The organism is Pseudomonadota bacterium (assembly GCA_018823135.1).
In the GTDB taxonomy this organism is placed as follows: Bacteria; Desulfobacterota; Desulfobulbia; order Desulfobulbales; family CALZHT01; genus JAHJJF01.
In genome coordinates this window covers 1-22,783 of sequence record JAHJJF010000068.1, presented here as the reverse complement: position 1 = coordinate 22,783, position 22,783 = coordinate 1, and the positions used below count along the sequence as shown (strand labels likewise).

The following is a 22,783-nucleotide window of genomic DNA, read 5'->3' as shown; positions in this document are numbered from 1 at the left end:
TCACCCTTCACAGCAAACTCCGGATGTTTTAAAGTCTGGTTCTATCAACAAAAACGTTTGCAAAATATATATTTTTTTGTATTGATTCGTGTTTGGCTCAAAATCACGGTCAGCAAAAGCTTTTAACATTTTAGCCACAGCACAAAATCCAGAAACTGGCCGGTTAACAAAAGAGTACGAATTATGCCAACTCATTTATTATCACTGAAAAATTTCAGCGCGGACCAGCTCAGAGGATATATTAACCAGGCTTTACTCTTTAAAGAGGAAAGCCGTAATGGAATCAGGCACGATTTGCTGGCCGGGAAAACCATCGGAATGGTTTTTGAAAAACCCTCGACTCGCACCAGAGTCTCTTTTGAAGCGGCGATGTACGGCTTGGGAGGCAATGTCATTTACCTTTCCGGAAAAGATACGCAGCTTGCGAGAAACGAACCCTTAAAGGACATGGCAAGAGTAATGTCCAGATACGTCGACGGACTGGTGGTGCGGACCTATGGACAAAATGTTGTCGAGGAACTTGCCGACTACTCTTCCATCCCGGTGATAAATGCCCTGACTGATCGCCACCACCCTTGTCAGATCCTGAGCGATATCATGACGGTAATCGAGTTCAAGGGCGAGCCTCAACAACTTAAAATCGTCTGGATGGGCGATGGCAACAATATGGCGAATTCCTGGATCCAGGCGGCAAGCACAATGGGTTTTTCCCTGACCCTTTCCTGCCCGGAAGGTTTTGAGCCGAACCCGGAAATTCTCGCTGAGGCCAAAAAAACAGCCTCAATGCCGATCACCCTGGTGCGGGACCCCGTTGAGGCTGTTCAGGGTGCCGATGTGATTAACACCGACGTCTGGGCCAGCATGGGCCAGGAAGACGAACAGGAAAAACGCGTAAAATATTTTATGCCGTATCAGGTAAATCCCGCCCTTTTAAAGAACGCCAAGGCCGACGCCATAGTCTTGCACTGTCTTCCGGCGCATCGGGACGAAGAAATTGTTGACGAGGTCTTGGAAAGCAAACAATGCGTGGCCTTTGATCAGGCTGAAAACAAACTCCACATCCATAAAGCCATCCTGGCGAAACACCTGGGATGAATGAAAAGGGTAAAAAATAATGTCATCACACGTTAACAAAATAGTTCTCGCCTACTCAGGAGGTCTCGACACCTCAGTCATCCTCAGATGGCTCACGGAAGAATACCAGTGCCCGGTGATTGCCTATGCCGCAGATGTCGGGCAGGAGGAAGACTGGGACCAGGTGCGGCGCAAAGGGCTAGCCACCGGCGCCGAAAAAGTGATCATCGTTGATCTCAGGGAAACCTTTGTCAAGGATTACGTGTTTCCCGCCTTCCGCGCCAATGCCATTTATGAAGGGTCCTATCTCCTGGGCACCTCCCTGGCCAGACCGATAATTGCCAAGGAACAGGTCAGGATAGCCGAAGAAGAAGGCGCCGACGCGGTAAGCCATGGCGCCACCGGCAAGGGAAACGACCAGGTCCGTTTTGAACTGACCTATATGGCTCTCAACCCGAAACTTACAATTATTGCTCCCTGGCGGATATGGGATCTGAATTCACGAACCAAACTCATGGCATATGCCAAACAGCATTCCATTCCGGTGCCGGTGACCAAGGAAAAACCATACAGCTCGGATGAAAACCTCCTGCATATCAGCTTTGAAGGCGGCATCCTGGAAGACCCCTGGAAGGAACCGGAAGAGTCGATGTTCAAGCTCTCGGTCTCCCCTGAAAAGGCCCCGGACAAACCCACCTATATAGAGATGGAATTTCTAAACGGCGATCCTGTGGCAATTGACGGCGAAAGATTATCTCCGGCAACCCTGCTTGCAAAGCTCAACACCGTTGGCGGCCAGAATGGCATCGGCCGTCTGGATATGGTGGAAAACCGCTTTGTGGGCATGAAGTCGCGCGGTGTCTACGAAACTCCCGGCGGGACGATTCTCCGGGCCGCACACCGTGACCTTGAAACCATCACCCTGGATCGCGAAGTCATGAAAATCAGGGATAACCTTGTGCCCCAATATGCGACGCTTGTCTATAACGGTTTCTGGTTTTCGCCGGAGATGAAACTTCTGCAGGGGACGATGGATGCCGCCCAGGAAAGGGTAAACGGCATTGTTCGTCTCAAGTTGTATAAAGGGAATTGTATTCCGGTTGGCAGAAAATCCGACCAGTCTCTGTACCAGGAAAGCTTTGCCACCTTTGAGGAAGATGAGGTGTATTCCCAGGCCGATGCCGGGGGCTTCATCCGCTTAAACGCCCTGCGGTTGAAAATCCAGGCATTAACCGCTAATAAAAAATGACAGGGATTATTCCTTAAATGACCGATTCTTCTGATTCAAAAAAACTCTGGGGCGGCAGGTTTGCGGAAAAAACCGCAGCATCGGTTGAGGCCTTCACGGCATCCATTCATTTTGACGCACGGCTGTATCGCCACGATATAGCAGGCAGCTCAGCCCACGCGAAAATGCTTGCAAAACAGCAGCTGATTTCCGCTGAAGAATGCCAACAGATCCTCGCCGGTCTTTCGGAAATCGAAAAAGAAATCGACGCTGGAACCTTTGAGTTCAAGCCGGAGCTTGAAGATATTCACATGAATATTGAAAAAGCCCTTGCTGATAAAATAGGCCAGGCGGGTGAAAAGCTCCACACCGCAAGGAGCCGAAACGATCAGGTATGCCTTGACATCAGGCTCTATCTTCGCGAGGAAAGCGGCAAGATTATCGAATTATTGCATCGCTTGCGCAAAACCTTTGTTGATATGGCCGAAGAGCAACTGGGGGTCATGCTTCCCGGCTATACGCATCTGCAACGCGCCCAGCCAGTTCTGCTCTCCCATCATTTACTGGCATATTTTGAAATGTTCGGGCGGGATACGGCGCGTATCGAGGATTGCCTGAAGCGCATCAATGTCATGCCCCTGGGGGCAGCAGCCCTTGCCGGCACAGGGCTCCCCATAGACCGTGAGTTTGTTGCAAAAGAGCTCGACTTTCCAGAAATAACCGCTAACAGCATGGATACGGTTGGCGACCGGGATTTTGCCGTGGAGTTTCTTGCCGCCGCCACCCTGATCCAGATTCATCTCAGCCGGTTGGCAGAAGAGCTCGTCCTCTGGTCGTCGGAAGAATTTTCCTTTATCAGCCTTGCGGACGGTTATTGTACCGGCAGCAGCATCATGCCGCAGAAAAAAAACCCTGACATCCCGGAGCTGATCCGCGGTAAAAGCGGCAGGGTCATCGGCAACCTGATCGCATTGATAACCATATTAAAAGGGCTGCCGCTCACCTATAACCGCGATCTGCAGGAAGATAAAGAGCCGATCTTTGACACCGTTGACACCATCAAGCAATGCCTGGCAATAACCTCGGAGATGCTCAGCCACAGTGCATTCAACAAGGACAGGATGCTTGCCGCAACCGATGCCGGGTTCATCACCGCAACCGACCTTGCCGACTACCTGGTTATTAAAGGTATTCCGTTCCGTTCCGCGCACTCCATAGTCGGCCGGACCGTTGCCTACTGCATCAAGGAAGGAAAAAATCTTAGCGAACTGGCCATTGACCAGCTGCGGTCTTTTTCAGCTGCTATCGAGGATGATGTCTTTTCCGTCCTTTCCGTTGAAGGTTCGGTGAACAGCAGGACATCCGCCGGCGGCACCGCACTCACGGCCGTTCAAAAAGCCATTGAAAAAGCCAGGGCAACGCTTGCCTGAACCAGGAATTGACAAGCATGAAGCATGGTTTTTACCGCCGTATATTTCCGTTTCTTCTTCTTTTGCTGGTTCTTCCGGCATGTGGAAGAAAAACCTTGCCGGTGCCGCCGCAGTCAGTGCTTCCTGTTCCGGTCAACGACTTACGGTACCAGCTTGATGAAAAGGGCGTCACCCTGTTCTGGTCCAGGCCGACTTCTTCTGAAACCGGAGGAAAGCTTGCAGCAGTGGACCATTATGAAATATTGAAAGCGGCAGTGCGCGACGAAGATCATTGCCCCGGTTGTCCGGTAGTGTATGAAAAGTTTGCAAGAGTTGAAAGTGAACTTGATGGGCGCGGCAACCAGAAAAAATCCGCCCAATTCTTCGATTCCGGGCTCCAGCCCGGCCATCGCTATCATTATAAAGTACGAACCAGTTCCGGCTGGCGGCTGGAAAGCCGGGATTCCAACATTATTTCCTTTGTCTGGACCACTCCTGCAGGCGCCCCGGAAAACCTGCTTGTCACTGCCGGAGACAGCCATCTGCTTTTGTCCTGGTCGCCACCGGCAAAAGCTTTGGACGGCACCGAGATTAACAGCCCTTTATCCTATGCAGTTTATCGCGGCAATAATGAAGAGAATTTCAAATTTCTCGGCAGCACCGAATCGACAACGTATACAGATGCTTCGGTGGAAAACAGTAGAAAATATTTTTACCGGATCAGGGCGCAATCCACCGCCAACGACACAAAGGCTGCCGGTGCTGCCAGCGCGATTGCCTGGGGTGTCCCCAAAGACCAAACCCCTCCGGCACCGCCACTTGCAATCACCGTGGTTAAATGGGAAAATAGTAACCGAATTTTCTGGGAGGCGGTTACCGATAAAGACCTTGCCGGATATAGAATATACCGACGCGATGCCTCGTCTCCGGTGCCTAAATTAATTGGCAATATTCCGTCAAACGCTATAATGTTTACGGATAACACGCTTCCGAAAGGGCCGGCAAAATTGTATTATTCCGTTACGGCTTTTGACCGGGCCAGCCCTGCAAACGAAAGTGTATTTTCAAATGAAGCGGAAATTATTCTGCACGAGTGATAGCACCCCAAAGCGGTACGATGGAATTGTTACAAGCCCATCTTGCTTAATTATTAATTTTCACCTATAAAAATTCTGAAATCCATGCATCATTTTACTTACAAAAACAACACCCTTTCTTGCGAGAATGTTTCAATCCCGGAAATTGCCAGAAAAGTCGGCACGCCCTTTTATCTTTACAGCACGGAAACCCTTACCCGTCATTTCCAGGCGTTTGATACTGCCTTTAAAGGCATCCCGCACATCACCTGCTTTGCGACAAAGGCCTGCTCAAATATCGCAATCCTCCGCCTTTTTTCCGGATTGGGCGGCGGGGCAGATATTGTTTCAGGCGGTGAACTGTTCCGGGCGCTTACCGCAGGAATCGATCCACAACGAATAGTTTACTCCGGTGTCGGGAAAACCGATGACGAATTGCGCTATGCCCTGGAATCAGGAATCCTGCTCTTTAATCTCGAGTCCGAGCAGGAACTTGACAGGCTTCAGGATATTGCCGCAGGCCTTGGCAGAAAAGCCCCCGTGGCTTTCCGGGTGAACCCGGACGTTGATCCGAAAACCCATGCCTATATTTCCACCGGCCTGGCAAAAAACAAATTCGGCATCCCCATTGACGATGCAGTAAATGTCTACAGCCGTGCAAACAGTTTGCCGAATATCGAAGTGATCGGCGTCAGCTGCCATATCGGCTCCCAACTCACAGACATCTCGCCGGTTATCGAGTCCCTGCATAAGCTGAAAATCTTCATTACAAAGCTGCAGACCCAAGGCATCGAAATTTCATATCTCGACCTTGGCGGCGGCCTTGGTATAACCTATGACAGTGAGGCTCCACCGCATCCAATTGAGTACGCCTCGGCAATCAAAGCGGAAATGCAGGATCTCAATTGCACCCTGATCCTCGAACCGGGCCGGGTCATTGTCGGTAACGCCGCTATTCTGGTTACCAAGGTGTTGTACACGAAACGCGGCAAGAAAAATTTTGTGATTGTTGATGCCGGGATGAATGATCTTGCAAGGCCAAGCCTTTATAACGCCTTTCACGGGATCCAGCCGGTGATCAAAACCGAAGGCGGCAGCGAAACAGCCGACCTGGTCGGACCGATCTGTGAGTCCGGCGATTTTCTGGCACGAGGCGTAGAAATCCCGATATTTGAAAGGGATGACCTTATCGCGGTGATGAGTGCAGGCGCCTACGGCTTTACCATGTCATCAAATTATAATTCACGGCCACGGGTCCCGGAGATTCTTGTCCATGGCGATACCTTTCATACGATCCGCAAACGGGAAGCCAGGGAATCACTGATCATGGGCGAAGCAATTCCGGATTTTTTGAAATAACCGTTACAAGTAAAAAAATGAATATCAAATTCCCCATAGCATTTATGAAAATGAGCGGCACCGGCAATGATTTCATCATCATTGACCACCGCAAGAAATTTATACCCCTGGAATTTCGTGCCGCTTTTGCAAAGGCCGTCTGCCAGAGGAAATTCTCGGTGGGCGCCGACGGACTGATCCTCATCCAGAACTCCGATCAGGCTGATTTTTCATGGGATTTCTATAATGCCGACGGCAGTTCCGCGGAAATGTGCGGCAACGGCGCCCGATGTGCGGCTCGTTTTGCCTACATGAAGAAAATCGCCCCGGCAGCCATGCGCTTTGAAACTATTGCCGGAATTATTGAAGCCGAGGTTGTCGACCATTCCGTGAAATTAAAAATGACCCAACCGGAAGGCCTTGCACTGGACCTGAAAATTGATTTTGGCGCAAATGATCAAACAATCCATTTCATCAATACCGGTGTGCCCCATGCGATATTTTTTGTAAAAGACAACCGTGAGACTCCCATCGTCAACTGGGGAAGCGCCATCCGTTTTCATGAAAAATTTCAACCGGCCGGCACCAACGCAAATTTTGTTGAAGTCATTGACCGCAAAACCCTTTCGGTGCGCACCTATGAACGCGGCGTGGAAAATGAAACCATGGCCTGCGGCACCGGCGCAGTTGGCGCAGCATTGATTGCCGCGATTTTAAGGCAGGTTGATCCCCCGGTGACGGTGATTACTTCCGGAGGAGAGAAACTGATTATCCATTTTTCTTTTGAAAACACTGCACCGCCCGTTATTACCGATGTGTATCTGGAAGGCCCGGCAAGTCTTATCTATGAAGGTCAGCTTGAACCTGAAGCGTTGCGGACGCTTCAACCCAAACCCGGCAGTTGATAATCTCCCGGAAAATGTTTACCCTTTTTTATATTTTTGTTGAATTTTTTCTTCAGTAAATGCTAGACATCTATTTTTTATATATGTGAAAAGTAATGAGTAAATAGTGACGGGTTTTCTTCTTTGCCGCTTTTTGCTATTTGCAATCGGTACCCACACTGTGGGGAATAAATGCCCTTTCGCTAAAAATGGGATTAATATCGAGCAAATCAATCTCTACAAGTTGATTCAATAACCATCCTGCAGGAGGACAAATATGAACAAATTTCAAGGAGCCTTTGTTGCAATAGTCACGCCGTTTATCAACGGCAAAATTGACGAGGCCGGACTTAAGAACCTCATTGAGTTCCAGTTGGAAAACGGCACTCACGGCATCGTACCCTGTGGGACCACCGGCGAATCCGCCACAATGAGCCATGAAGAACATCATCTGGTTGTGGAAACAACCATAAAGGTGGTCAACGGCCGGGTACCGGTTTTGGCGGGAACCGGTTCCAACAGTACATCGGAATCGATCGAGCTGACAAAACACGCCAAGGCTGCAGGCGCCGACGGCGCCCTGATGATCACCCCGTATTACAACAAACCTTCCCAGGAAGGGCTTTACCAGCATTTCAAGGCGATTGCCGAGGCAGTGGACATCCCGATAATCATGTATAACGTTCCAAGCCGGACCAGCATCAATATGCTTCCTGAAACCGTTGCCCGCTGCGCCCAGATCAACACTATCGTCGGCATCAAGGAAGCAACCGGCAACCTCATGCAGATCAGTGAAGTGATCCGCTTATGCCCCAAGGATTTTGCGATTCTTTCCGGGGACGACTTCACCTCCATGGCCACAGTTGCCGTTGGCGGAAAAGGGGTTATTTCGGTCACTTCGAATGTCGCCCCCAGAGACATGGCCCTGATGATGGATGCGGCGCTGAAAGATGACATGGCTGCGGCCAGGGAATTACACTACAAACTCTTCCCGCTGATGCAGGCAATGTTTCTTGACACCAACCCGGTTCCGGCAAAAACCGCCCTCCACATGATGGGAAAAATCACCTCGCCGCTGCCACGATTGCCGCTGTATAAAATGAATGATGCCACCGTTGAAAAACTGAAAAAGGTGGTTTCCGAGTACGGACTTATTTGAAATATGAATCCGTGAGGAGTCAGGTGTAAGGAGGGAGGAGAACTCCATGAAATTCTTTAAGATTGTGCCCCTCACCCCTCTCTCCTCACTCAAGGTACAAATACTATCATTGAGCTATTCCGGAATAGTGACTTGTAGTTACGAATCCAGATAAAAATATAAAAATACATACAGGTACATATTCATGACAAAGGTATTAGTGGCAGGCGCTGCCGGAAAAATGGGAAAACGTGTTGGCTTCATGGTCAACGAGCACAAGGATCTCAAGCTTGTCGGCGGCTTTGAAACACCGGGACATCCGGATATCGGCAAGGATATCGGCGAAGTCGGCGGCTACGGCACAGCCGGGGCCTTGATTGCCGACAGCCTCGAAAGCGTCATCGACCAGGCGGATGTGATAATCGATTTCACCTTCCATGAGGCAACCATGCGATTTGCAGAAATCGCCGCCAGACACAAGACAGCAATGGTGATCGGCACCACCGGATTAAGCCAGGACAATCTTGCAAATCTCACGTCCCTGAGCCGCAATTTTCCCTGTGTTCAGTCGCCAAATATGGCGGTGGGGGTGAATGTCCTTTTCAAAATCGCTAAAAAAGTCGCCTCCATCCTTGGTGACGATTATGATATTGAAATCGTTGAAGCCCATCACCGCTTGAAAAAAGACGCGCCCAGCGGCACGGCACTCAAACTCGGCGAAATGGTTGCAGCGGGGGTAAATCGCAACCTTGCTGAGGTCGGAGTCTACGAAAGGCACGGCATGATCGGCGCCCGCACCGACAAAGAAATCGGCATCCAGACCATCAGAGCCGGAGACATTGTCGGTGAGCATACGGTGTATTTTGCCGGAGCCGGCGAAAGGCTTGAAATAACCCATCGGGCCCACACCAGAGACAATTTCGCCAAAGGTGCCGCCCTTGCCGCAGCTTGGGTCGGCAATAAACCCAACGGCATGTACACGATGTTTGATGTCTTAGGCCTCCAGGATCTTTAAGCTATCAGCTCGTTAGCTCAATTGAATAAGGATACAGCCCAGTCCAGAAACCTCTGCAACATTGCCGGAATGTTTATGGACTCATAAAATCATGCAGATTGTCCGCTGCAAAACCCGAGACGGCAGCAGTTACGGGATTATTGAAAACCAGAGGATCAATCTCCTTGATGGCCCGCCCTTTGGCGACTACAGCATCATCGACTCCATCCCCCTTGCAGAAGCGCAACTCCTGCATCCCTGCGAGCCGTCGAAAATTATTGCAATTGGCATCAATTATGCCCCCCACGCAAAAGAGATAGATTTTCAAATCCCGGACGAGCCGCTGATTTTTCTCAAACCTCCATCTGCGGCCATTGGCACAGGCTGCACGATCATGCTCCCAGAAATGAGCAAAAGAGTGGATTATGAGGGAGAACTGGCGGTGGTTATCGGCAGGACAATAAAAAATATTCCTGAAAAAGAGGCGCTGGATGCCGTTCTCGGCTATACCTGTTTTAACGACGTGACCGCCCGAGATTTACAGAAAAAAGATATCCAGTTCACCCGCTCAAAAAGTTTTGATACCTTTGCTGCTTTCGGCCCGTGGATCGAAACGGAGCTTGACCCGGAAAACCTTGCCATCCAGACACATTTAAACAGCGAATTACGGCAATCATCAAATACTTCCCAGATGATCCGGCCAGTTCCGGAATTGATCAGCTTTATTTCACGGATAATGACACTTTATCCCGGCGATATTATTGCAACCGGCACACCTGAAGGGATTGGCCCGCTTGCCAGCGGCGATACCGTGACCGTGACCATCGAAGGAATCGGCACATTGATCAACAAGGTAGACGCCTGATGGCTAAAGCCTATCTTGGTTTCGGTTCAAATCTTGGCACCGGGAAAGACAACATCCTGGCTGCCTGGAAAAAACTGGGTGAGATCCCCGGCATCCGCCCGCATATTCTCTCAAGCCCTTACCGTACCGAACCTGTAGGCATGGATTCCGACAATATTTTCACTAATGCCGCAGGACTTATTGACACGGATCTTGCCTGTGACCTGCTTCTTGAAAGACTGCTGGCAGTGGAAACCTCCATGGGAAGAGACAGGACAAAAGGCCGGGACCGGATAATTGACCTTGACCTCCTGTTATATGATGATATTATCCTCACCCAAAAAGGACTGACGATTCCCCACCCGGAACTGCAGCACCGTTTTTTTGTTCTGGCGCCGCTTGCGGAAATCGCCCATGACTATTATCATCCGGTGCTGCATCGAACAATTGAAGAATTATTAAACGATATCAGCCCTTCTCAGCGGGCTGGTGACAAATCCAGCTGGTAAATCGAGGAACTCGACTTGAGTCCATTCAGACTTATCTTTCTATCAATTTTGTTGTATATTCTCTATCGTCTGATTTTCGGTCCCGGGAAACAACAGAAAAAACCGAATATTGCAAAAGGAGAACAGCCGGATTCTTTCCCGGCCCAGGATGTCCTGGTAGAGGATCCCGTCTGCCATACTTATATTCCCATGGGGCAGGCGATCCATTTACAAAACGGCAAAGAAACAATCCATTTTTGCAGCGAACAATGCCGCGAAAGCTTTCTAAAGAAAAAAGGAGACTAACAATGAAGTTCTTTATCGACACCGCAAATATTGATGAAATCAGACAGGCTGCAGACATGGGAATGGTTGACGGAGTTACGACCAACCCATCTCTCATCGCCCGAGAAAAAAAGCCCTTTGAAGAAATCTTAAAAGAAATCTGCAACACCGTTGACGGGCCGATCAGCGCCGAGGTCGTCAGTCTGGATGCTGACGGGATGGTCAAGGAAGGAAAAAAACTTGCCGCCATTCACCCCAACATCGTCATTAAAGTACCGATGATCATCGAAGGACTTAAGGCGGTTAAACGATTCAGCCAGGAAGGCATCAAAACCAATGTCACCTTGATATTCTCGGCAAATCAGGCGCTGATGGCTGCCAAGGCCGGTGCAACTTTTGTAAGTCCTTTTGTGGGCCGGCTTGACGATATTTCGCAGGATGGCATGGAACTGGTCAGCGACATCATGACCATTTATGATAATTACGGCTATCAAGCTGAAGTTATCGTTGCAAGTGTCCGCAGTCCCATGCACGTTCTCCAGGCCGGGCTTATCGGCGCAGACATTGCCACGATTCCATTTAAGGTGATTGCCCAGTTAGCCAAGCATCCGCTCACCGATATCGGCATTGAACAATTTCTTGCAGACTGGGAAAAACGGGCAAAATCATAAAGTAATCATTGACTCGCAGTCTCATTTTATTGAAACCTAACTTGAACAAATCTTGCTCAAGTTAGGTTATTTTTTTTGAGAGAACACATAACCTGTTCTCATCTGTTGGGACATAGTATATAATACCGGCATGGCTGCTTTCCTTCGCAACATTATCTGCACTGTGCTGTTCCTTGGAATGATCTCTCTTCCCATGGGGGCTCAGGCAACTATATATGCCTTTATTGATGAGGATGGCGGCATCCATCTCACCAATGTGCCGATTGATCCCAGGTACCAGCCCGGACTGCAGTCTCTTGCGCAGTTCAAAGCAGACCGTTATGAATATCTGTACGAATCATATATCCGTGGCGCAGCAAGAATGTATGAGGTTGATCCGCTGCTGATCAAAGCGGTGATCAAAGCGGAGTCGAATTTCAATCGGCTGGCCATTTCAAAGAAAGGCGCCAAAGGACTGATGCAGCTTATGCCGGATACCGCTAAAGACATGAACGTCGCTAATGTCTTTGACCCTGAGTCCAATATCCTCGGCGGCACTCAATATCTCCGGAAAATGCTTACCCTTTTCCAGGGCAATATCACCCTTGCCCTGGCTGCTTATAATGCCGGGCCCGAACGGGTCAAAGAACACGGCAGGGTCCCGAGTTTTCCGGAAACAAAACAATACATTCAAACCGTTTTACACAATTATCAATACTTTCAGGAAAATACCTCTCCACATAAAAAATGGGTAAAGGTTCAATACGACTGATGCACGCTCAAAAAAAAATTCTGACCCTGCCCAATCTTCTCACCGGTTTTCGGTTTGCCGTGGTCCCTGTGCTGATGTTTTGCTTTCAACCCGAAGCGGGTATCGCCACAAGCCTTTTCGCCTTTTTTCTGTTTCTTTCCGCGGCCCTCACAGATCTTGCTGACGGATATTTTGCCCGGAAGCAGAAAAGTGAAACGGTTCTCGGAAAACTCATGGATCCCGTGGCGGATAAGGTGCTTGTGGCTTCGGCGCTCATCATGCTGATCCCCATGGACAGAATACCGGCGTGGGCAAGCTTTATTATTATTTCAAGAGAACTGGTGATCACCGGTCTCAGAGGGGTTGCCGCCTCTTCTGGTATCGTAATTTCAGCAAGCAGGCTTGGAAAAATCAAAAGCGTCAGCCAATACACTGCGCTGTGCATACTTATTTTCCCTCTGGGTTTCCTGCCCCTGCCCTTTCTTCATGATTTGGGCCTGATTGTGCTTTACATTTCCGTTGCGCTTACCATCTGGTCCGGAATCGAATATTTCATGAAATTCCAGAAGGTGTTTCTGGATCCATCTAAATCGTAATATTCATCTTCAAAAAACCTAATTCATCAGAAATTAAAAGCTAAGTCCTATTGACAAGAACTCCGTTAGACGATATCCAAAACCTGTTCATCTGCTGCAAACACGAATTTCCACTTAAATCTGAGTAAATAAATTGAAACAACTTGGGAGACCAAAAAAGAATGGCGCGTATTAACGACAACTATCTCAAACTTAAAGCCGGGTATCTCTTCCCGGAGATTTCCAGGAGGGTCAAGGCCTTTAACCAGGCCAACCCGGACGCAAAACTTTTGCGGCTGGGCATCGGCGATGTCACCCGGCCCTTGCCTGATACTATTCTGAAAGCATTTCATGATGGAGTGGATGACCTTTCCAGGGCTGAAACCTTTCACGGTTACGGCCCTGAACAGGGCTATGAATGGCTGATCAATCGGATTATTGAAAAATCTTTCACTCCCTTAGGTGTTTCCTTAAAAACCAACGAAGTCTTTATTTCCGACGGTTCCAAATGTGACACCGCAAATATTCTTGATATTTTCGACCTGTCGAACAAGGTGGCAATCTGTGATCCGGTGTACCCGGTTTACAACGACACCAATGTTATGATCGGCCGGACCGGAGAAGCTGACAAGAAAGGGTATTACCAGGGAATCATCTATATGCCCTGTACGGAAGAAAACGACTTTACTCCCGCATTTCCAAAAGAAAAAGTCGATCTGATCTATCTTTGCTACCCAAACAACCCAACCGGCACCGTAGCCACCAAAGAGCAACTGAAAGGCTGGGTGGACTATGCTTTAAAAAATGAAGCAATCATCCTTTTTGATGCAGCCTATGAGGCCTATATCACTGAACCGCATATCCCGCACTCGATCTATGAAATTGCCGGGGCAAAACAATGCGCCATCGAATTTCGTTCCTTTTCAAAAACCGCCGGATTTACCGGGGTCCGCTGCGGCCTCACCATTGTCCCTGAGGAACTCATGGCCACAACCGCCCATGGAGAAAAAATCGCCTTAAATCCTTTATGGAACCGTCGACAGTGCACCAAGTTCAACGGTGTTTCCTATCCTGTACAGAAAGCGGCAGCAGCGGTCTATTCTGATGAAGGGTGGTTACAGGTTAAAGAGGTCATTGCCTATTATCTTGAGAACGCCAGAATTATCCGCGAAGGTCTTGAAAGCGCCGGCATCACCTGCTACGGGGGTGTCAACGCGCCCTATATCTGGCTGAGAACTCCGAACGGCATCCCCAGTTGGGATTTTTTTGACCGACTGATCAATGAATGCCATGTGGTGGGAACTCCCGGCAGCGGCTTTGGACCCAGCGGCGAAGGTTACTTTCGTCTCTCCGCTTTCGGCTCAAAGGAAAACGTCGAGGAAGCGACCAGAAGAATCCAGGAAAAATGGGGATCGAAATAAACCTTTCTTTATCCTTGACAAGTGCCGACCAAGGCCCATATATTGTTGGCTCATCATCATTGCCGGAGTGGTGAAACTGGTAGACGCACGGGACTCAAAATCCCGCGGGGGCAACTCCATGTCGGTTCGATTCCGACCTCCGGCACCACTTAAAAAATAACGCCGGCACTTGAATTTAAGTCGCCGGCTTTTTTTTGCGCTCCGCAGGTATTTTTTTCTATCTAATTCTTTTTATGGTGCTCTTTTGAAAGTCAAAATTCTTATTGATAGCTACAGATGTAACAGTTGCGGCAGTTGCGCCGAACTTTCCCCAGAATTCTTTTTCATGGACGAGGTCAGCGAAAAGGCGGAAACAAGAAATGAAACGGTGGATTCAACCTATGCTCTGGAAAGCACCGTGGCTTTTTGCCCTACATCGTGCATTGAACTGATCGCCCTGGAATAGCCGGGGCAAGTCTCAACCCCAAGGCCAACGGAAGCTCAATGAAATACGATATCGTCATAACAAACGCCAAAATTATGACCATGGCTTCCGGACAGCCATCTATTATTGAAGACGGCTTTATAGCTGTCAAAGACGGTGAAATTTTTAAAATTGGTCCAATGCCCGGGAATCAAAGTACCCTTGATGCCCAGCGAATAATTGACGGCAGCAGATCCCTTGTCATGCCGGGACTTATCAATGCCCATAACCATGCACCGATGTCGTTGTTTCGCGGCCTTGCTGATGACCTGCCGCTGATGATCTGGTTGCAGGATCATATCTTTCCTGCTGAAGCGCGCCATGTTACTTCGGAAATGGCCTATTGGTGCGCAAAGCTTGCCGCAGCAGAGATGATCCTCTCAGGAACGACCACGGTTGCAGACGGCTATTTTTTCGAAGAAAAAGTTGCCGAAGCTTTTCAGGAGGCTGGCTTGCGGGCCATTGTCGCCCAGGGAGTTATCGATTTTCCTGCCCCGGGGGTTCCTGATCCTGCAAAGAATATTGCACATGCTGAAGCATTTATTGCTGATCTCCAAGGGAAAAACCCTCTGATAACTCCTGCCATCTTCTGTCACTCACCTTACACCTGCAGCGCCGCAACCCTGGTTTCGGCAAAAAAAATGGCGCGCCAACAAAACGTACCCTTTTTCATCCATGTCGCAGAAACCCTGTTTGAAACAAATCAGGCCCTTGAAAAGTTTGGAAAAACCCCTGTGGCATATCTTAATGATCTGGATATTCTTGACAAGGATACTTTCTGCGTGCATTGCGTGCATCTGGCTCCCGAGGATTTAAACATTCTCAAAGAAACCAATGCCAGGGTAATCACCTGCCCGGAAAGCAACATGAAGCTTGCTTCGGGTATCGCCCCTGTCCCCGAGATGATTGAAAAGAGAATTCCCGTGCTTCTGGGCACAGACGGCTGTTCCAGCAACAACAACCTGGATATGTTTCAGGAAATGGATAGCTGCGCCAAGCTTCACAAAGTAAATTGTCAGGACCCCACCGTCCTTCCCGCCCGCAGCATTCTGGAGATGGCCACCTGTTTGGCAGCTGAGGCCTTTGGGTTGGGTGACACCATCGGCAGCCTTGAGCAGGGCAAACGCGCTGACATGATTATTATAGATTTGGACCAACCGCATCTCACACCGTTTTATAATGCCGACAATCTGGTGTATGCCGCAAGCGGCAGCGATGTGACGATGGTGATCATTGATGGACAGATAATTATGCAGGATCGAAAGATACTGTCTTTCGATGTTCAGGACGCAATCTCCAAGGTTAACAACCTCAGCAAGGCCTTAGGATAGATACCAGGCTTACAGTGCCCATTTCACTGCCATATACCCCAGAACCAACAGAACAAGAAAAAGAATTGTCAGAATATTGAAATACTTTTCAATAAAGGTACGAACTCTGGCGCCGTAGCGATAGATGAATGCTGCAACCAGGAAAAAACGAGCACCACGGGCAAAGAATGAGACGATCATGAATGTCGGAAAATCAATCCTGAATGCCCCGGCAGTAATTGTAAAAAGTTTATAAGGTAACGGCGTAAAACCTGCTGCACCAACAGCCCAGGCATCATACTCCTTATACAAGTCCTGCACAACGGCATATTTTTCATGCAACCCATACCATTCGAGTATCCGGTTGCCGATCAATTCCATGAAGCTCATTCCCAGCCAGTAGCCGATGGCACCGCCGATTACCGACCCTGCCGTACAGATCGCTGCATAACGAAAGGATTTCGCAGGGATGGCAATGCACAGGGCCATAAGGAAAATATCCGGGGGCAGTGGGAAAAACGAGGACTCCGCAACGGCAAGGATGAACATCACCCAAACGCCATAGGGAGTCTGGATCCATTCCATGCAACGGTCATAAATCCGCCTGACCACACCCGGGGAAACCGGTTCCAATATCCCGCTCATGACTGCCACCCGTGATTACCGATAAGGCTTACGAATCGAACATTCTCAATGGTATCGGTGGTGATGTTTCCATCCTTCTTGGTAATAACAACCAGTTGCTGACTGGTACGATCACCCACCGGGATAATCATTTTTCCTGGATCTGCCAGCTGTTCAACAAGGGGTTCCGGTATTGACGGGCCTGCGGCGGTTACCATAATGGCATCGTAGGGAGCGTTTTCCGGCCACCCCAGAGTGCCGTCATCCACCTTACAGACGATATTAAAATAATGCAGGGAATCAAACAGCCTCCGAGCCCTGATCAATAAAGGCTTGATCCTTTCCACCGTATACACTTTTCCGCAGATATCCGACAAAATAGCGGTCTGAAAGCCACAGCCAGTGCCTATCTCAAGCACTGTCTCATGGCCTTTGAGTTGCAGGGCCTGGGTCATCAGGGCAACAATATATGGCTGTGAAATTGTCTGCCCTTCACCGATGGGCAGGGGAAAATCGCCATAGGCCTGAGCCTGAAGAGCATCCTCGACAAAAAGATGCCGGGGAATGACTTCCATGGCGGCAAGAACCTTCACATCTGTAATATTGCGCGGCACCAGTTGCTCCTGAACCATCCGCAGCCGTGCTTTTTCGTAGTTATTCATTGATCAAATCCATTCCGTACGTCCCAAGTTTCTGTAAAAATTCATCTTTACTTAAAAATCGGTATTCGCAGGTTCTCACGCTGTCTGCCAGAAAAGCAACGGTAACGACATGGTATTTTTCATACCCCAAAACTGTACCGACAAGAGGAAGCTTCCGCAAAAAACTTTTTTTCACATCATAATATACCCAGGTTTCCTCCCCGCTTTCTGTACGGACAGAATGAGCCGGAGGCCCAAACAAGGAATAAACTTCATTCTTTCCGGTGTTTTCCTTAATCAGGCAAACATCGGACTGCAGATGCCGGATGCGTTGTTGATAAAAGCATCCCGGAAGAAGCAGGGTCACAGTCAAAATAGCGGCCAGCACAGCTGCTGTAGTTACACCATGTTTTTTTAACATAAGATCAGTCTGTTACTCTATATGAAATGAAATTATTCTTTAGTCTGACAAAAGCTTTAAGGTGATTTTTATTTTACCTTCACTTTTGCGACCATTATTCTCTTTGCCTGGGATTTAAAAATTGTCAGACTCGCAAAAAGCCCTCGTCGGACGCGTATTCCGCCGTTAACTTATTGAAATTATTGAGGGCGATAATTCAGTATCCGACTTTTTGCGAGATTATCAACAATTGAGAATTCTATATAAGCTGGCAAGACTATACTGGACCTTTATTTTTTTGCAATAGCCAGATAAGTACCCACAGACATGCCACTGCATTATCAAATGCTCACAGGAATTATTTTTTTGCATTATTTTAGCTAGATGGGTACTATAGAGATTACAATCTTTTACAACTCGCATGAGATAATTAATTCAACTGCCTGGCAAATTATACCCCAAATACGAGCTTTTTTTTGTATTATAAAATAAAATGTCTGTATAGACTGAAGCCAATACCAAAAATAACACATAGATGACTCGGCAACCATTTGATATTTCCATCAAAATTTTACCGACCATCTTTTTACCATCAGTGAGCATTGAACAAGCCTGGGAAGATTAAAGATTACTAAAGCGTAAGGAAAATTCGATGCGATGTCCAAAATGTGGTTTTATCTCCTTTGACCATCTGACCTCATGTTCCAAGTGCTCCCGCGATCTCACTCAAATCGCCGAAGAACTTCAAGGAACCTCCCTTGAGTCAGACCTTTCCCTCTTTCTGGGCTCCGTCACCGGAACTCTTCCTGATGAAGATGCGTTCGAGTCTTCGGCGGAAACTTTTGCGGCTGATGACGAAGCGACAATGTTTGATCTGGAAACTGCCGATGAAGATGAAGGGATATCGCTTACGCTTGATGACGAGTCCGATGAGGAGGCCTTGAGCCTCGAAGCAGATGATTCTTCAGATGCCGCCGGACCTCTCGCCATAGAGGATGAAATCACCTTAGATATGGCTGAAACGCCCATCGATCTCTCCGGTATCGAAGAAGAAGCCCCCTCCCCCCCGGATCAGATGGAATCTCTCCTTGCGGAAGCAGGAGAGTATCAGGAAGCGCAGAATGGAGAAATAGCCTTCAACCTCGGCGAAATTGACCTTTCCGACCTTGCGCCCATTGACGAAGATTCAGCCGAAGAAACTCTTGCCGAGACGGGAGACGAGCCGGTCCTTGAAATTGATTCCGATGAACTTGTTTTTGAGTCGGGACCTGAAACAGATGAAAAACCGTCCCTCAAACTCATGTCGGAAGAAGGTGACACCGTTATCATGAAAGTTCCGGTTATTGAAGAACCTCCCGCAAAGGAAAGAGATTCTGACGAAGCGGTTCTTGATCTTGACGACATGATGATGGATATTGGCTCGCATGATGATACCGGCCCAACACTTGATCTCAGCGATGATAACGATACAATGGAGACATCTCGAGGTACGGGGGATGCGGCAGATGATCTGATGCTTGACCTTGAGGATGTTTCCGGAGCAACAGAAGAAGAACCTTTTGATCTTGGCGATCTGGAGTTGACTCTCGAAAGTGAGGATGATAAGTAAGCACAAGGCCAACATAATTACACAAGGCCATTGCCCGGCCAAATTCAGTGCCCGGGCAATGGCCTTTTTGATTGATACATTCCTGCTGCTGGGACTCGGGGCAGGCTTTGCTTTTTTCACAGCAATCCTCCTTTTCTTGTTTTGCCTTGATCACCCGGAACTTATAATCCTTCTTCCATTTTTCCTGCTTATTGCGCTCATTTCCCTCCCTGCTCTGATGGCCATGTATTTTATTACTCTGCATGCTTTCGGTGGACAGACAGTGGGCAAGATTATCATGGGATTGCGGGTGGTAAATGGAAAAGGTAAACCGATTACACTTGGAGAGTCCTTTTTACGCCTGAGCGGCTATCTCATTTCTCTGCTGCCACTGGCCGCAGGCTTTCTCTGGGCAGCAATTGACAGGAACAAAAATGCCTGGCATGACAGTCTCTCCGGGACTCGCGTAATACAATACAATTGAGAAACAACTTGACATAGCATAGACCTTTCAATATATTGCCAAGGTTCTTCGCCGAGATAGCTCAGTCGGTAGAGCAGCGGACTGAAAATCCGCGTGTCCCTGGTTCGAATCCTGGTCTCGGCACCATGAAATCAAAAGGGTTGTAATCTTAACCGGTTACAACCCTTCTGTTTTTCCGATATGCGAAAATATGCGATTTTCGCCCTCATTTGGTACCGTTCCCATCAGTGCTTCCTCAAGATTTTTCCGACCTTCTCCCTGAATCCAGTGACCATAGACATCCACGGTAGTGGTTATCGAGCTATGCCCCAGCTGTTGCTGAACATAAGCGGGACTCTGATGTGCCATGAGCATGATCGTTGCATAGGTATGCCGCAGATCATGGGGATTTCTGACCCGCAGTTCGCCCCTTGCACAGACCTTTTTCATGACCCCCGGAATGAATGATTTTCCCGGGTACATGGGAACCGCCGATCCGGATGGCAGTGTTTTCTCCATGCCGCAGAAAATAGATGATCAAACTCTTGCGTGAGTCCCTCTCATAATCCCGACGGAGCCGGAATTATGTAACGCAGCTCCGCTGCTATCTTTACTGTTTTAGTGCCTTAATGCTCGATTGCTGTAATAAAATGCAAGAAAACTCGGAAAAGTCTTTGATCCTGATGCGTTGCAGACTGCTGTTAAGGCACTTATTTCCGGCTTTGCCGGATTAACTGCTTATCAGCACTGTTTTCATGGGCATACCCGCTGATTCCCGTCATCAATCGCAGCAAACCATAACTGCACCAGCTCATGAATCGTAAGCCGACGGATTGCTGTTTCCATTTGTCCCTTAAGATCCGCAAGCCTTCGGTTGCCATGGTCTTTTTCAGGCTTTGCGTCAGGGTCGCGCCGAATTCTTCGTCGTCAACGACAACATTCGCTTCGCGTGAAAGCAGCAGACTGAACGGATCGATATTCGAAGACCCTACAGTCGCCCAATGCCCGTCGATCACCGCCACTTTGGCGTGCAGAAAGCTCTTTTGGTATTCGTAAATTTCAATTCCCGCATCGAGGAAAGTGCCATAGAGCGCCCGCGAGGCATAATGCTGGAGAAAATATTCAACCCGGCCCTGCAGCAGCAAAACCACCCGCACGCCACGCCTGGCCGCATTGATAAGTGCATGACGGAAATTAAACCCTGGCAAAAAATAGGCATTTGCAAGAATGATCTCAGATTGAGCCCGGTCAATCGCCTGCAGATACGCCGCTTCAATGTCCCGGCGATGGCCAATATTGTCACGCACCAGGAATGCCGCGCTCATGCGCCCCCCGGTGAAGGTTAAAACAGGCGGTGCACTCTTCAGTATCGTTCCTTTGCGGAAATAACTCCATGCCACCAGTGACCACAACCGCTGGGCGGAAAGGCGGATCACATCCACCAGCGGTCCTTGCACGGCTACCGCGTAGTCGTGGTGAGGGGGCTCGCCCGTCGTTCCACTGTCACCAATAATATTCATTCCCCCTACAAAGGCAATCTCCCGGTCTATCACCGCGATTTTCCTGTGCAAACGACGCAGGCGTTTACGTCGAAACGTCCAGGGGGATATCTTGGGCCGGTAGATGAGCGTCTTTACACCGCCCGCCCGCAGAACGTCCAGCATGCTCCGCGGCAAATCCTTGGACCCGTAGCCGTCGATCATTACATGGACTTTTACGCCGCGCCGGGCAGCACGCGTAAGCGCCTCTGTAATCCTTTGTCCGGTGACATCGTTTTCGTAGATATAGGTTTCAAGATAAATTTCCTTTCTTGCCCGGTCGAAGGCCGCTTCGATGGCGGGGAAATAGGCTTCTCCGTTCTGTAACAGGGCGATCCGATTGCCCGGAATAAACCGGGATACGTTCGCGGGAGAGAAAGCTTTATACAAATTCCTGCGATGTTTTTTTCCCTCGGACATAACAATTACCTGTCACTCATTTCGTTTTTGTTCCTCGTTGTCATCCGGTTGACTGTGTATTGAAGGAATCGGTTTCACCACGATCCGAATGAGTACCGCCCCGCATATGGTGCCGGTGGAGACGGCTTCGGCGCAAGGTGTCCAAAGAAGTAAGTGACAACGCCAGCCAGGCCAAACCCGCGGCGGCGGCTCCCAGCACATCACTTGGATAATGAGCACCCAAGTACACTCGGCTGAAGCCGACCAGCAGAATCATGACGAACGCGTTGAGGACCGCCCCCACTCGCCAGCGCCAGGTTTTGATTGTGATGACCGCAAAAGCGGCCAGCAAGCCATACAGCAACGTGGCCGCCATAGTGTGTCCGCTCGGAAAACTATAGCCGTGGAAAATGAGGAACGATTTCGAGAAACTGGGTCGTTGACGATGGAAGGCAATTTTCAGCAGCAAGTTCAGGACCATGCCTCCGGGCACAATCAGCACCAAGGCCAGCAGCCGTTGCCAGCACCGTTTCCACCACAAAACGAGTGCGGTAACCGTGACCACACCCGTCACCCACGTGACGGAGGCGAGACCGCTCACCAGGAGCATCGTCGTCGTCAATCCGGCAGTCCGGCGCTGGTGGAACCACTCCGCGACATTTTTGTCGATGATCGTCAACGGATCGCCGGCCACCACGTCCTGGGCGATGCCACCGAACAGCCAGGACGAGCCGATGAGGAGCAAGACACCAAGCGTCAGGTGAAGGCCCAGATAACCCTTCGGCGAGAGGCGTTCGAGAAGAAATTCTCTTACGGGAGCTAATCTTCCGGACAGGGCAACCAGGCGCGGTTGTGCCGCCGTCTCCTGCCACCACCGCTTGATCTCGGTCTCGTGCCGTCCCAGCCAGCGCCACAACAAACCCAGAACGATGGTGAGGAGCAGGGCACCACCAACGATTTCGCTGGCGGCGCCGATCCATTTCGCGCCCAACCGCCAACTCTTACCGGCAAAATAACCAAGCGAGACGAACACGGTCGCCCAGGCAATGCAGCCCATCACATTGAAGAGGAGGAACTACAGATAGCGCATGCGGCGGACACCGGCGACGAAGGGCATCAACGACCGCAACAGGTGCAGGAAATGACTGCCGAAAACGGCCTTGCCGCCATGGCGGGTTAAGAAACCATCCACGCGATCCAGG

The 22,783-nt window shown here is 49.4% G+C and carries 25 protein-coding genes and 2 tRNA genes; 21 read left to right on the top strand and 6 right to left on the bottom strand.

Annotation, left to right across the window (positions count from 1 at the left end):
- Positions 1-183: 183 nt before the first annotated feature.
- The 18 genes from argF to KKE17_06880 all read left to right on the top strand — a co-directional run bounded on the left by argF (position 184) and on the right by KKE17_06880 (position 15,949).
- Positions 184-1,095, top strand: a complete 912-nt coding sequence (gene argF, locus KKE17_06965; protein ID MBU1709728.1) for an ornithine carbamoyltransferase — start codon at positions 184-186, stop codon at positions 1,093-1,095.
- 19 nt (positions 1,096-1,114) lie between these two features.
- Positions 1,115-2,323 carry an argininosuccinate synthase gene (locus tag KKE17_06960; protein MBU1709727.1) on the top strand — a complete coding sequence of 403 codons (1,209 nt, stop codon included), beginning with the start codon at positions 1,115-1,117 and terminating at the stop codon, positions 2,321-2,323.
- 17 nt (positions 2,324-2,340) lie between these two features.
- Positions 2,341-3,732 carry an argininosuccinate lyase gene (gene argH, locus KKE17_06955; GenBank protein MBU1709726.1) on the top strand — a complete coding sequence of 464 codons (1,392 nt, stop codon included), beginning with the start codon at positions 2,341-2,343 and terminating at the stop codon, positions 3,730-3,732.
- Between the two features lie 17 nt (positions 3,733-3,749).
- Positions 3,750-4,808 carry a hypothetical protein gene (locus KKE17_06950; GenBank protein ID MBU1709725.1) on the top strand — a complete coding sequence of 353 codons (1,059 nt, stop codon included), beginning with the start codon at positions 3,750-3,752 and terminating at the stop codon, positions 4,806-4,808.
- Positions 4,809-4,892: 84 nt separating this feature from the next.
- Positions 4,893-6,146 (top strand): diaminopimelate decarboxylase, encoded by a 1,254-nt coding sequence (lysA, locus tag KKE17_06945; protein MBU1709724.1) that lies wholly within the window; start codon positions 4,893-4,895, stop codon positions 6,144-6,146.
- A 17-nt stretch (positions 6,147-6,163) separates the two neighbouring features.
- The gene (gene dapF / locus KKE17_06940) at positions 6,164-7,030 is read left to right on the top strand and encodes a diaminopimelate epimerase (GenBank protein ID MBU1709723.1); all 867 of its coding nucleotides are present in this window, start codon (positions 6,164-6,166) and stop codon (positions 7,028-7,030) included.
- A 256-nt stretch (positions 7,031-7,286) separates the two neighbouring features.
- Positions 7,287-8,168 carry a 4-hydroxy-tetrahydrodipicolinate synthase gene (gene dapA / locus KKE17_06935; GenBank protein ID MBU1709722.1) on the top strand — a complete coding sequence of 294 codons (882 nt, stop codon included), beginning with the start codon at positions 7,287-7,289 and terminating at the stop codon, positions 8,166-8,168.
- A 184-nt stretch (positions 8,169-8,352) separates the two neighbouring features.
- Entirely contained in the window at positions 8,353-9,162 is an 810-nt protein-coding gene (dapB, locus tag KKE17_06930) for a 4-hydroxy-tetrahydrodipicolinate reductase (protein MBU1709721.1), read from the top strand.
- 91 nt (positions 9,163-9,253) lie between these two features.
- Positions 9,254-10,006 (top strand): fumarylacetoacetate hydrolase family protein, encoded by a 753-nt coding sequence (locus KKE17_06925; GenBank protein MBU1709720.1) that lies wholly within the window; start codon positions 9,254-9,256, stop codon positions 10,004-10,006.
- On the top strand, positions 10,006-10,494 hold the full coding sequence (gene folK, locus KKE17_06920) for a 2-amino-4-hydroxy-6-hydroxymethyldihydropteridine diphosphokinase (protein ID MBU1709719.1): 489 nt from the start codon (positions 10,006-10,008) through the stop codon (positions 10,492-10,494). The genes KKE17_06925 and folK overlap by 1 nt, the downstream gene beginning before the upstream one ends.
- 15 nt (positions 10,495-10,509) lie before the next feature.
- The gene (locus KKE17_06915; GenBank protein ID MBU1709718.1) at positions 10,510-10,779 is read left to right on the top strand and encodes a TRASH domain protein; all 270 of its coding nucleotides are present in this window, start codon (positions 10,510-10,512) and stop codon (positions 10,777-10,779) included.
- Positions 10,780-10,781: 2 nt separating this feature from the next.
- Positions 10,782-11,429, top strand: coding sequence for a fructose-6-phosphate aldolase (gene fsa / locus KKE17_06910; protein ID MBU1709717.1), 648 nt, complete (start codon positions 10,782-10,784; stop codon positions 11,427-11,429).
- A gap of 130 nt (positions 11,430-11,559) precedes the next feature.
- Positions 11,560-12,180 (top strand): lytic transglycosylase domain-containing protein, encoded by a 621-nt coding sequence (locus KKE17_06905; protein MBU1709716.1) that lies wholly within the window; start codon positions 11,560-11,562, stop codon positions 12,178-12,180.
- Entirely contained in the window at positions 12,180-12,755 is a 576-nt protein-coding gene (pgsA, locus tag KKE17_06900) for a CDP-diacylglycerol--glycerol-3-phosphate 3-phosphatidyltransferase (protein MBU1709715.1), read from the top strand. Before KKE17_06905 ends, pgsA begins: the two co-directional genes overlap by 1 nt.
- Positions 12,756-12,916: 161 nt before the next feature.
- Positions 12,917-14,155, top strand: a complete 1,239-nt coding sequence (locus KKE17_06895) for an LL-diaminopimelate aminotransferase (GenBank protein MBU1709714.1) — start codon at positions 12,917-12,919, stop codon at positions 14,153-14,155.
- A 61-nt stretch (positions 14,156-14,216) separates the two neighbouring features.
- Positions 14,217-14,303 (top strand) — tRNA-Leu (locus KKE17_06890).
- 96 nt (positions 14,304-14,399) lie between these two features.
- Positions 14,400-14,600 carry a ferredoxin gene (locus tag KKE17_06885; protein ID MBU1709713.1) on the top strand — a complete coding sequence of 67 codons (201 nt, stop codon included), beginning with the start codon at positions 14,400-14,402 and terminating at the stop codon, positions 14,598-14,600.
- 38 nt (positions 14,601-14,638) lie between these two features.
- Complete coding sequence (locus tag KKE17_06880) at positions 14,639-15,949, top strand: amidohydrolase (protein MBU1709712.1); 1,311 nt, start codon at positions 14,639-14,641, stop codon at positions 15,947-15,949.
- Positions 15,950-15,958: 9 nt separating this feature from the next.
- Here KKE17_06880 and KKE17_06875 read toward each other — a convergent pair whose 3' ends face one another.
- Genes KKE17_06875 through KKE17_06865 form a run of 3 tightly spaced genes read right to left on the bottom strand, consistent with a single transcriptional unit; the run spans position 15,959 to position 17,614 of the window.
- Positions 15,959-16,573, bottom strand: coding sequence for a DedA family protein (locus KKE17_06875; GenBank protein MBU1709711.1), 615 nt, complete (start codon positions 16,571-16,573; stop codon positions 15,959-15,961).
- The gene (locus KKE17_06870; protein MBU1709710.1) at positions 16,570-17,214 is read right to left on the bottom strand and encodes a protein-L-isoaspartate(D-aspartate) O-methyltransferase; all 645 of its coding nucleotides are present in this window, start codon (positions 17,212-17,214) and stop codon (positions 16,570-16,572) included. The genes KKE17_06875 and KKE17_06870 overlap by 4 nt, the downstream gene beginning before the upstream one ends.
- Complete coding sequence (locus KKE17_06865) at positions 17,207-17,614, bottom strand: hypothetical protein (protein ID MBU1709709.1); 408 nt, start codon at positions 17,612-17,614, stop codon at positions 17,207-17,209. The genes KKE17_06870 and KKE17_06865 overlap by 8 nt, the downstream gene beginning before the upstream one ends.
- A gap of 631 nt (positions 17,615-18,245) precedes the next feature.
- On the opposite strand from KKE17_06865, the gene KKE17_06860 reads away from it, so the two are divergent.
- From KKE17_06860 to KKE17_06850, 3 genes are all read left to right on the top strand, one after another.
- Complete coding sequence (locus KKE17_06860; protein MBU1709708.1) at positions 18,246-19,202, top strand: hypothetical protein; 957 nt, start codon at positions 18,246-18,248, stop codon at positions 19,200-19,202.
- A complete protein-coding gene (locus KKE17_06855) occupies positions 19,192-19,665 on the top strand; it encodes an RDD family protein (protein MBU1709707.1) in 474 nt (157 codons plus the stop codon). Before KKE17_06860 ends, KKE17_06855 begins: the two co-directional genes overlap by 11 nt.
- Positions 19,666-19,715: 50 nt before the next feature.
- Positions 19,716-19,791: transfer RNA gene (locus KKE17_06850), tRNA-Phe, on the top strand.
- Positions 19,792-19,821: 30 nt separating this feature from the next.
- Here the strand turns inward: KKE17_06850 and KKE17_06845 are convergent.
- From KKE17_06845 to KKE17_06835, 3 genes are all read right to left on the bottom strand, one after another.
- Positions 19,822-20,163, bottom strand: coding sequence for a tyrosine-type recombinase/integrase (locus tag KKE17_06845; GenBank protein ID MBU1709706.1), 342 nt, complete (start codon positions 20,161-20,163; stop codon positions 19,822-19,824).
- 191 nt (positions 20,164-20,354) lie between these two features.
- Entirely contained in the window at positions 20,355-21,602 is a 1,248-nt protein-coding gene (gene clsB / locus KKE17_06840) for a cardiolipin synthase ClsB (GenBank protein ID MBU1709705.1), read from the bottom strand.
- A 40-nt stretch (positions 21,603-21,642) separates the two neighbouring features.
- Positions 21,643-22,638, bottom strand: a complete 996-nt coding sequence (locus KKE17_06835) for a phosphatase PAP2 family protein (GenBank protein ID MBU1709704.1) — start codon at positions 22,636-22,638, stop codon at positions 21,643-21,645.
- Between the last annotated feature and the right edge of the window lie 145 nt (positions 22,639-22,783).

Coding starts and splice junctions, on each gene's coding strand:
- KKE17_06845 (MBU1709706.1), bottom strand. CDS start 20,163: ATGGAGAAAACACTGCCATCCGGATCGGCGGTTCCCATGTACCCGGGA.
- pgsA (MBU1709715.1), top strand. CDS start 12,180: ATGCACGCTCAAAAAAAAATTCTGACCCTGCCCAATCTTCTCACCGGT.
- dapA (MBU1709722.1), top strand. CDS start 7,287: ATGAACAAATTTCAAGGAGCCTTTGTTGCAATAGTCACGCCGTTTATC.
- lysA (MBU1709724.1), top strand. CDS start 4,893: ATGCATCATTTTACTTACAAAAACAACACCCTTTCTTGCGAGAATGTT.
- KKE17_06880 (MBU1709712.1), top strand. CDS start 14,639: ATGAAATACGATATCGTCATAACAAACGCCAAAATTATGACCATGGCT.
- KKE17_06960 (MBU1709727.1), top strand. CDS start 1,115: ATGTCATCACACGTTAACAAAATAGTTCTCGCCTACTCAGGAGGTCTC.
- dapF (MBU1709723.1), top strand. CDS start 6,164: ATGAATATCAAATTCCCCATAGCATTTATGAAAATGAGCGGCACCGGC.
- argF (MBU1709728.1), top strand. CDS start 184: ATGCCAACTCATTTATTATCACTGAAAAATTTCAGCGCGGACCAGCTC.
- fsa (MBU1709717.1), top strand. CDS start 10,782: ATGAAGTTCTTTATCGACACCGCAAATATTGATGAAATCAGACAGGCT.
- KKE17_06875 (MBU1709711.1), bottom strand. CDS start 16,573: ATGAGCGGGATATTGGAACCGGTTTCCCCGGGTGTGGTCAGGCGGATT.
- KKE17_06865 (MBU1709709.1), bottom strand. CDS start 17,614: ATGTTAAAAAAACATGGTGTAACTACAGCAGCTGTGCTGGCCGCTATT.
- KKE17_06905 (MBU1709716.1), top strand. CDS start 11,560: ATGGCTGCTTTCCTTCGCAACATTATCTGCACTGTGCTGTTCCTTGGA.
- folK (MBU1709719.1), top strand. CDS start 10,006: ATGGCTAAAGCCTATCTTGGTTTCGGTTCAAATCTTGGCACCGGGAAA.
- clsB (MBU1709705.1), bottom strand. CDS start 21,602: ATGTCCGAGGGAAAAAAACATCGCAGGAATTTGTATAAAGCTTTCTCT.
- KKE17_06950 (MBU1709725.1), top strand. CDS start 3,750: ATGAAGCATGGTTTTTACCGCCGTATATTTCCGTTTCTTCTTCTTTTG.
- KKE17_06855 (MBU1709707.1), top strand. CDS start 19,192: ATGATAAGTAAGCACAAGGCCAACATAATTACACAAGGCCATTGCCCG.
- dapB (MBU1709721.1), top strand. CDS start 8,353: ATGACAAAGGTATTAGTGGCAGGCGCTGCCGGAAAAATGGGAAAACGT.
- KKE17_06870 (MBU1709710.1), bottom strand. CDS start 17,214: ATGAATAACTACGAAAAAGCACGGCTGCGGATGGTTCAGGAGCAACTG.
- argH (MBU1709726.1), top strand. CDS start 2,341: ATGACCGATTCTTCTGATTCAAAAAAACTCTGGGGCGGCAGGTTTGCG.
- KKE17_06835 (MBU1709704.1), bottom strand. CDS start 22,638: ATGGGCTGCATTGCCTGGGCGACCGTGTTCGTCTCGCTTGGTTATTTT.
- KKE17_06925 (MBU1709720.1), top strand. CDS start 9,254: ATGCAGATTGTCCGCTGCAAAACCCGAGACGGCAGCAGTTACGGGATT.
- KKE17_06895 (MBU1709714.1), top strand. CDS start 12,917: ATGGCGCGTATTAACGACAACTATCTCAAACTTAAAGCCGGGTATCTC.
- KKE17_06860 (MBU1709708.1), top strand. CDS start 18,246: ATGCGATGTCCAAAATGTGGTTTTATCTCCTTTGACCATCTGACCTCA.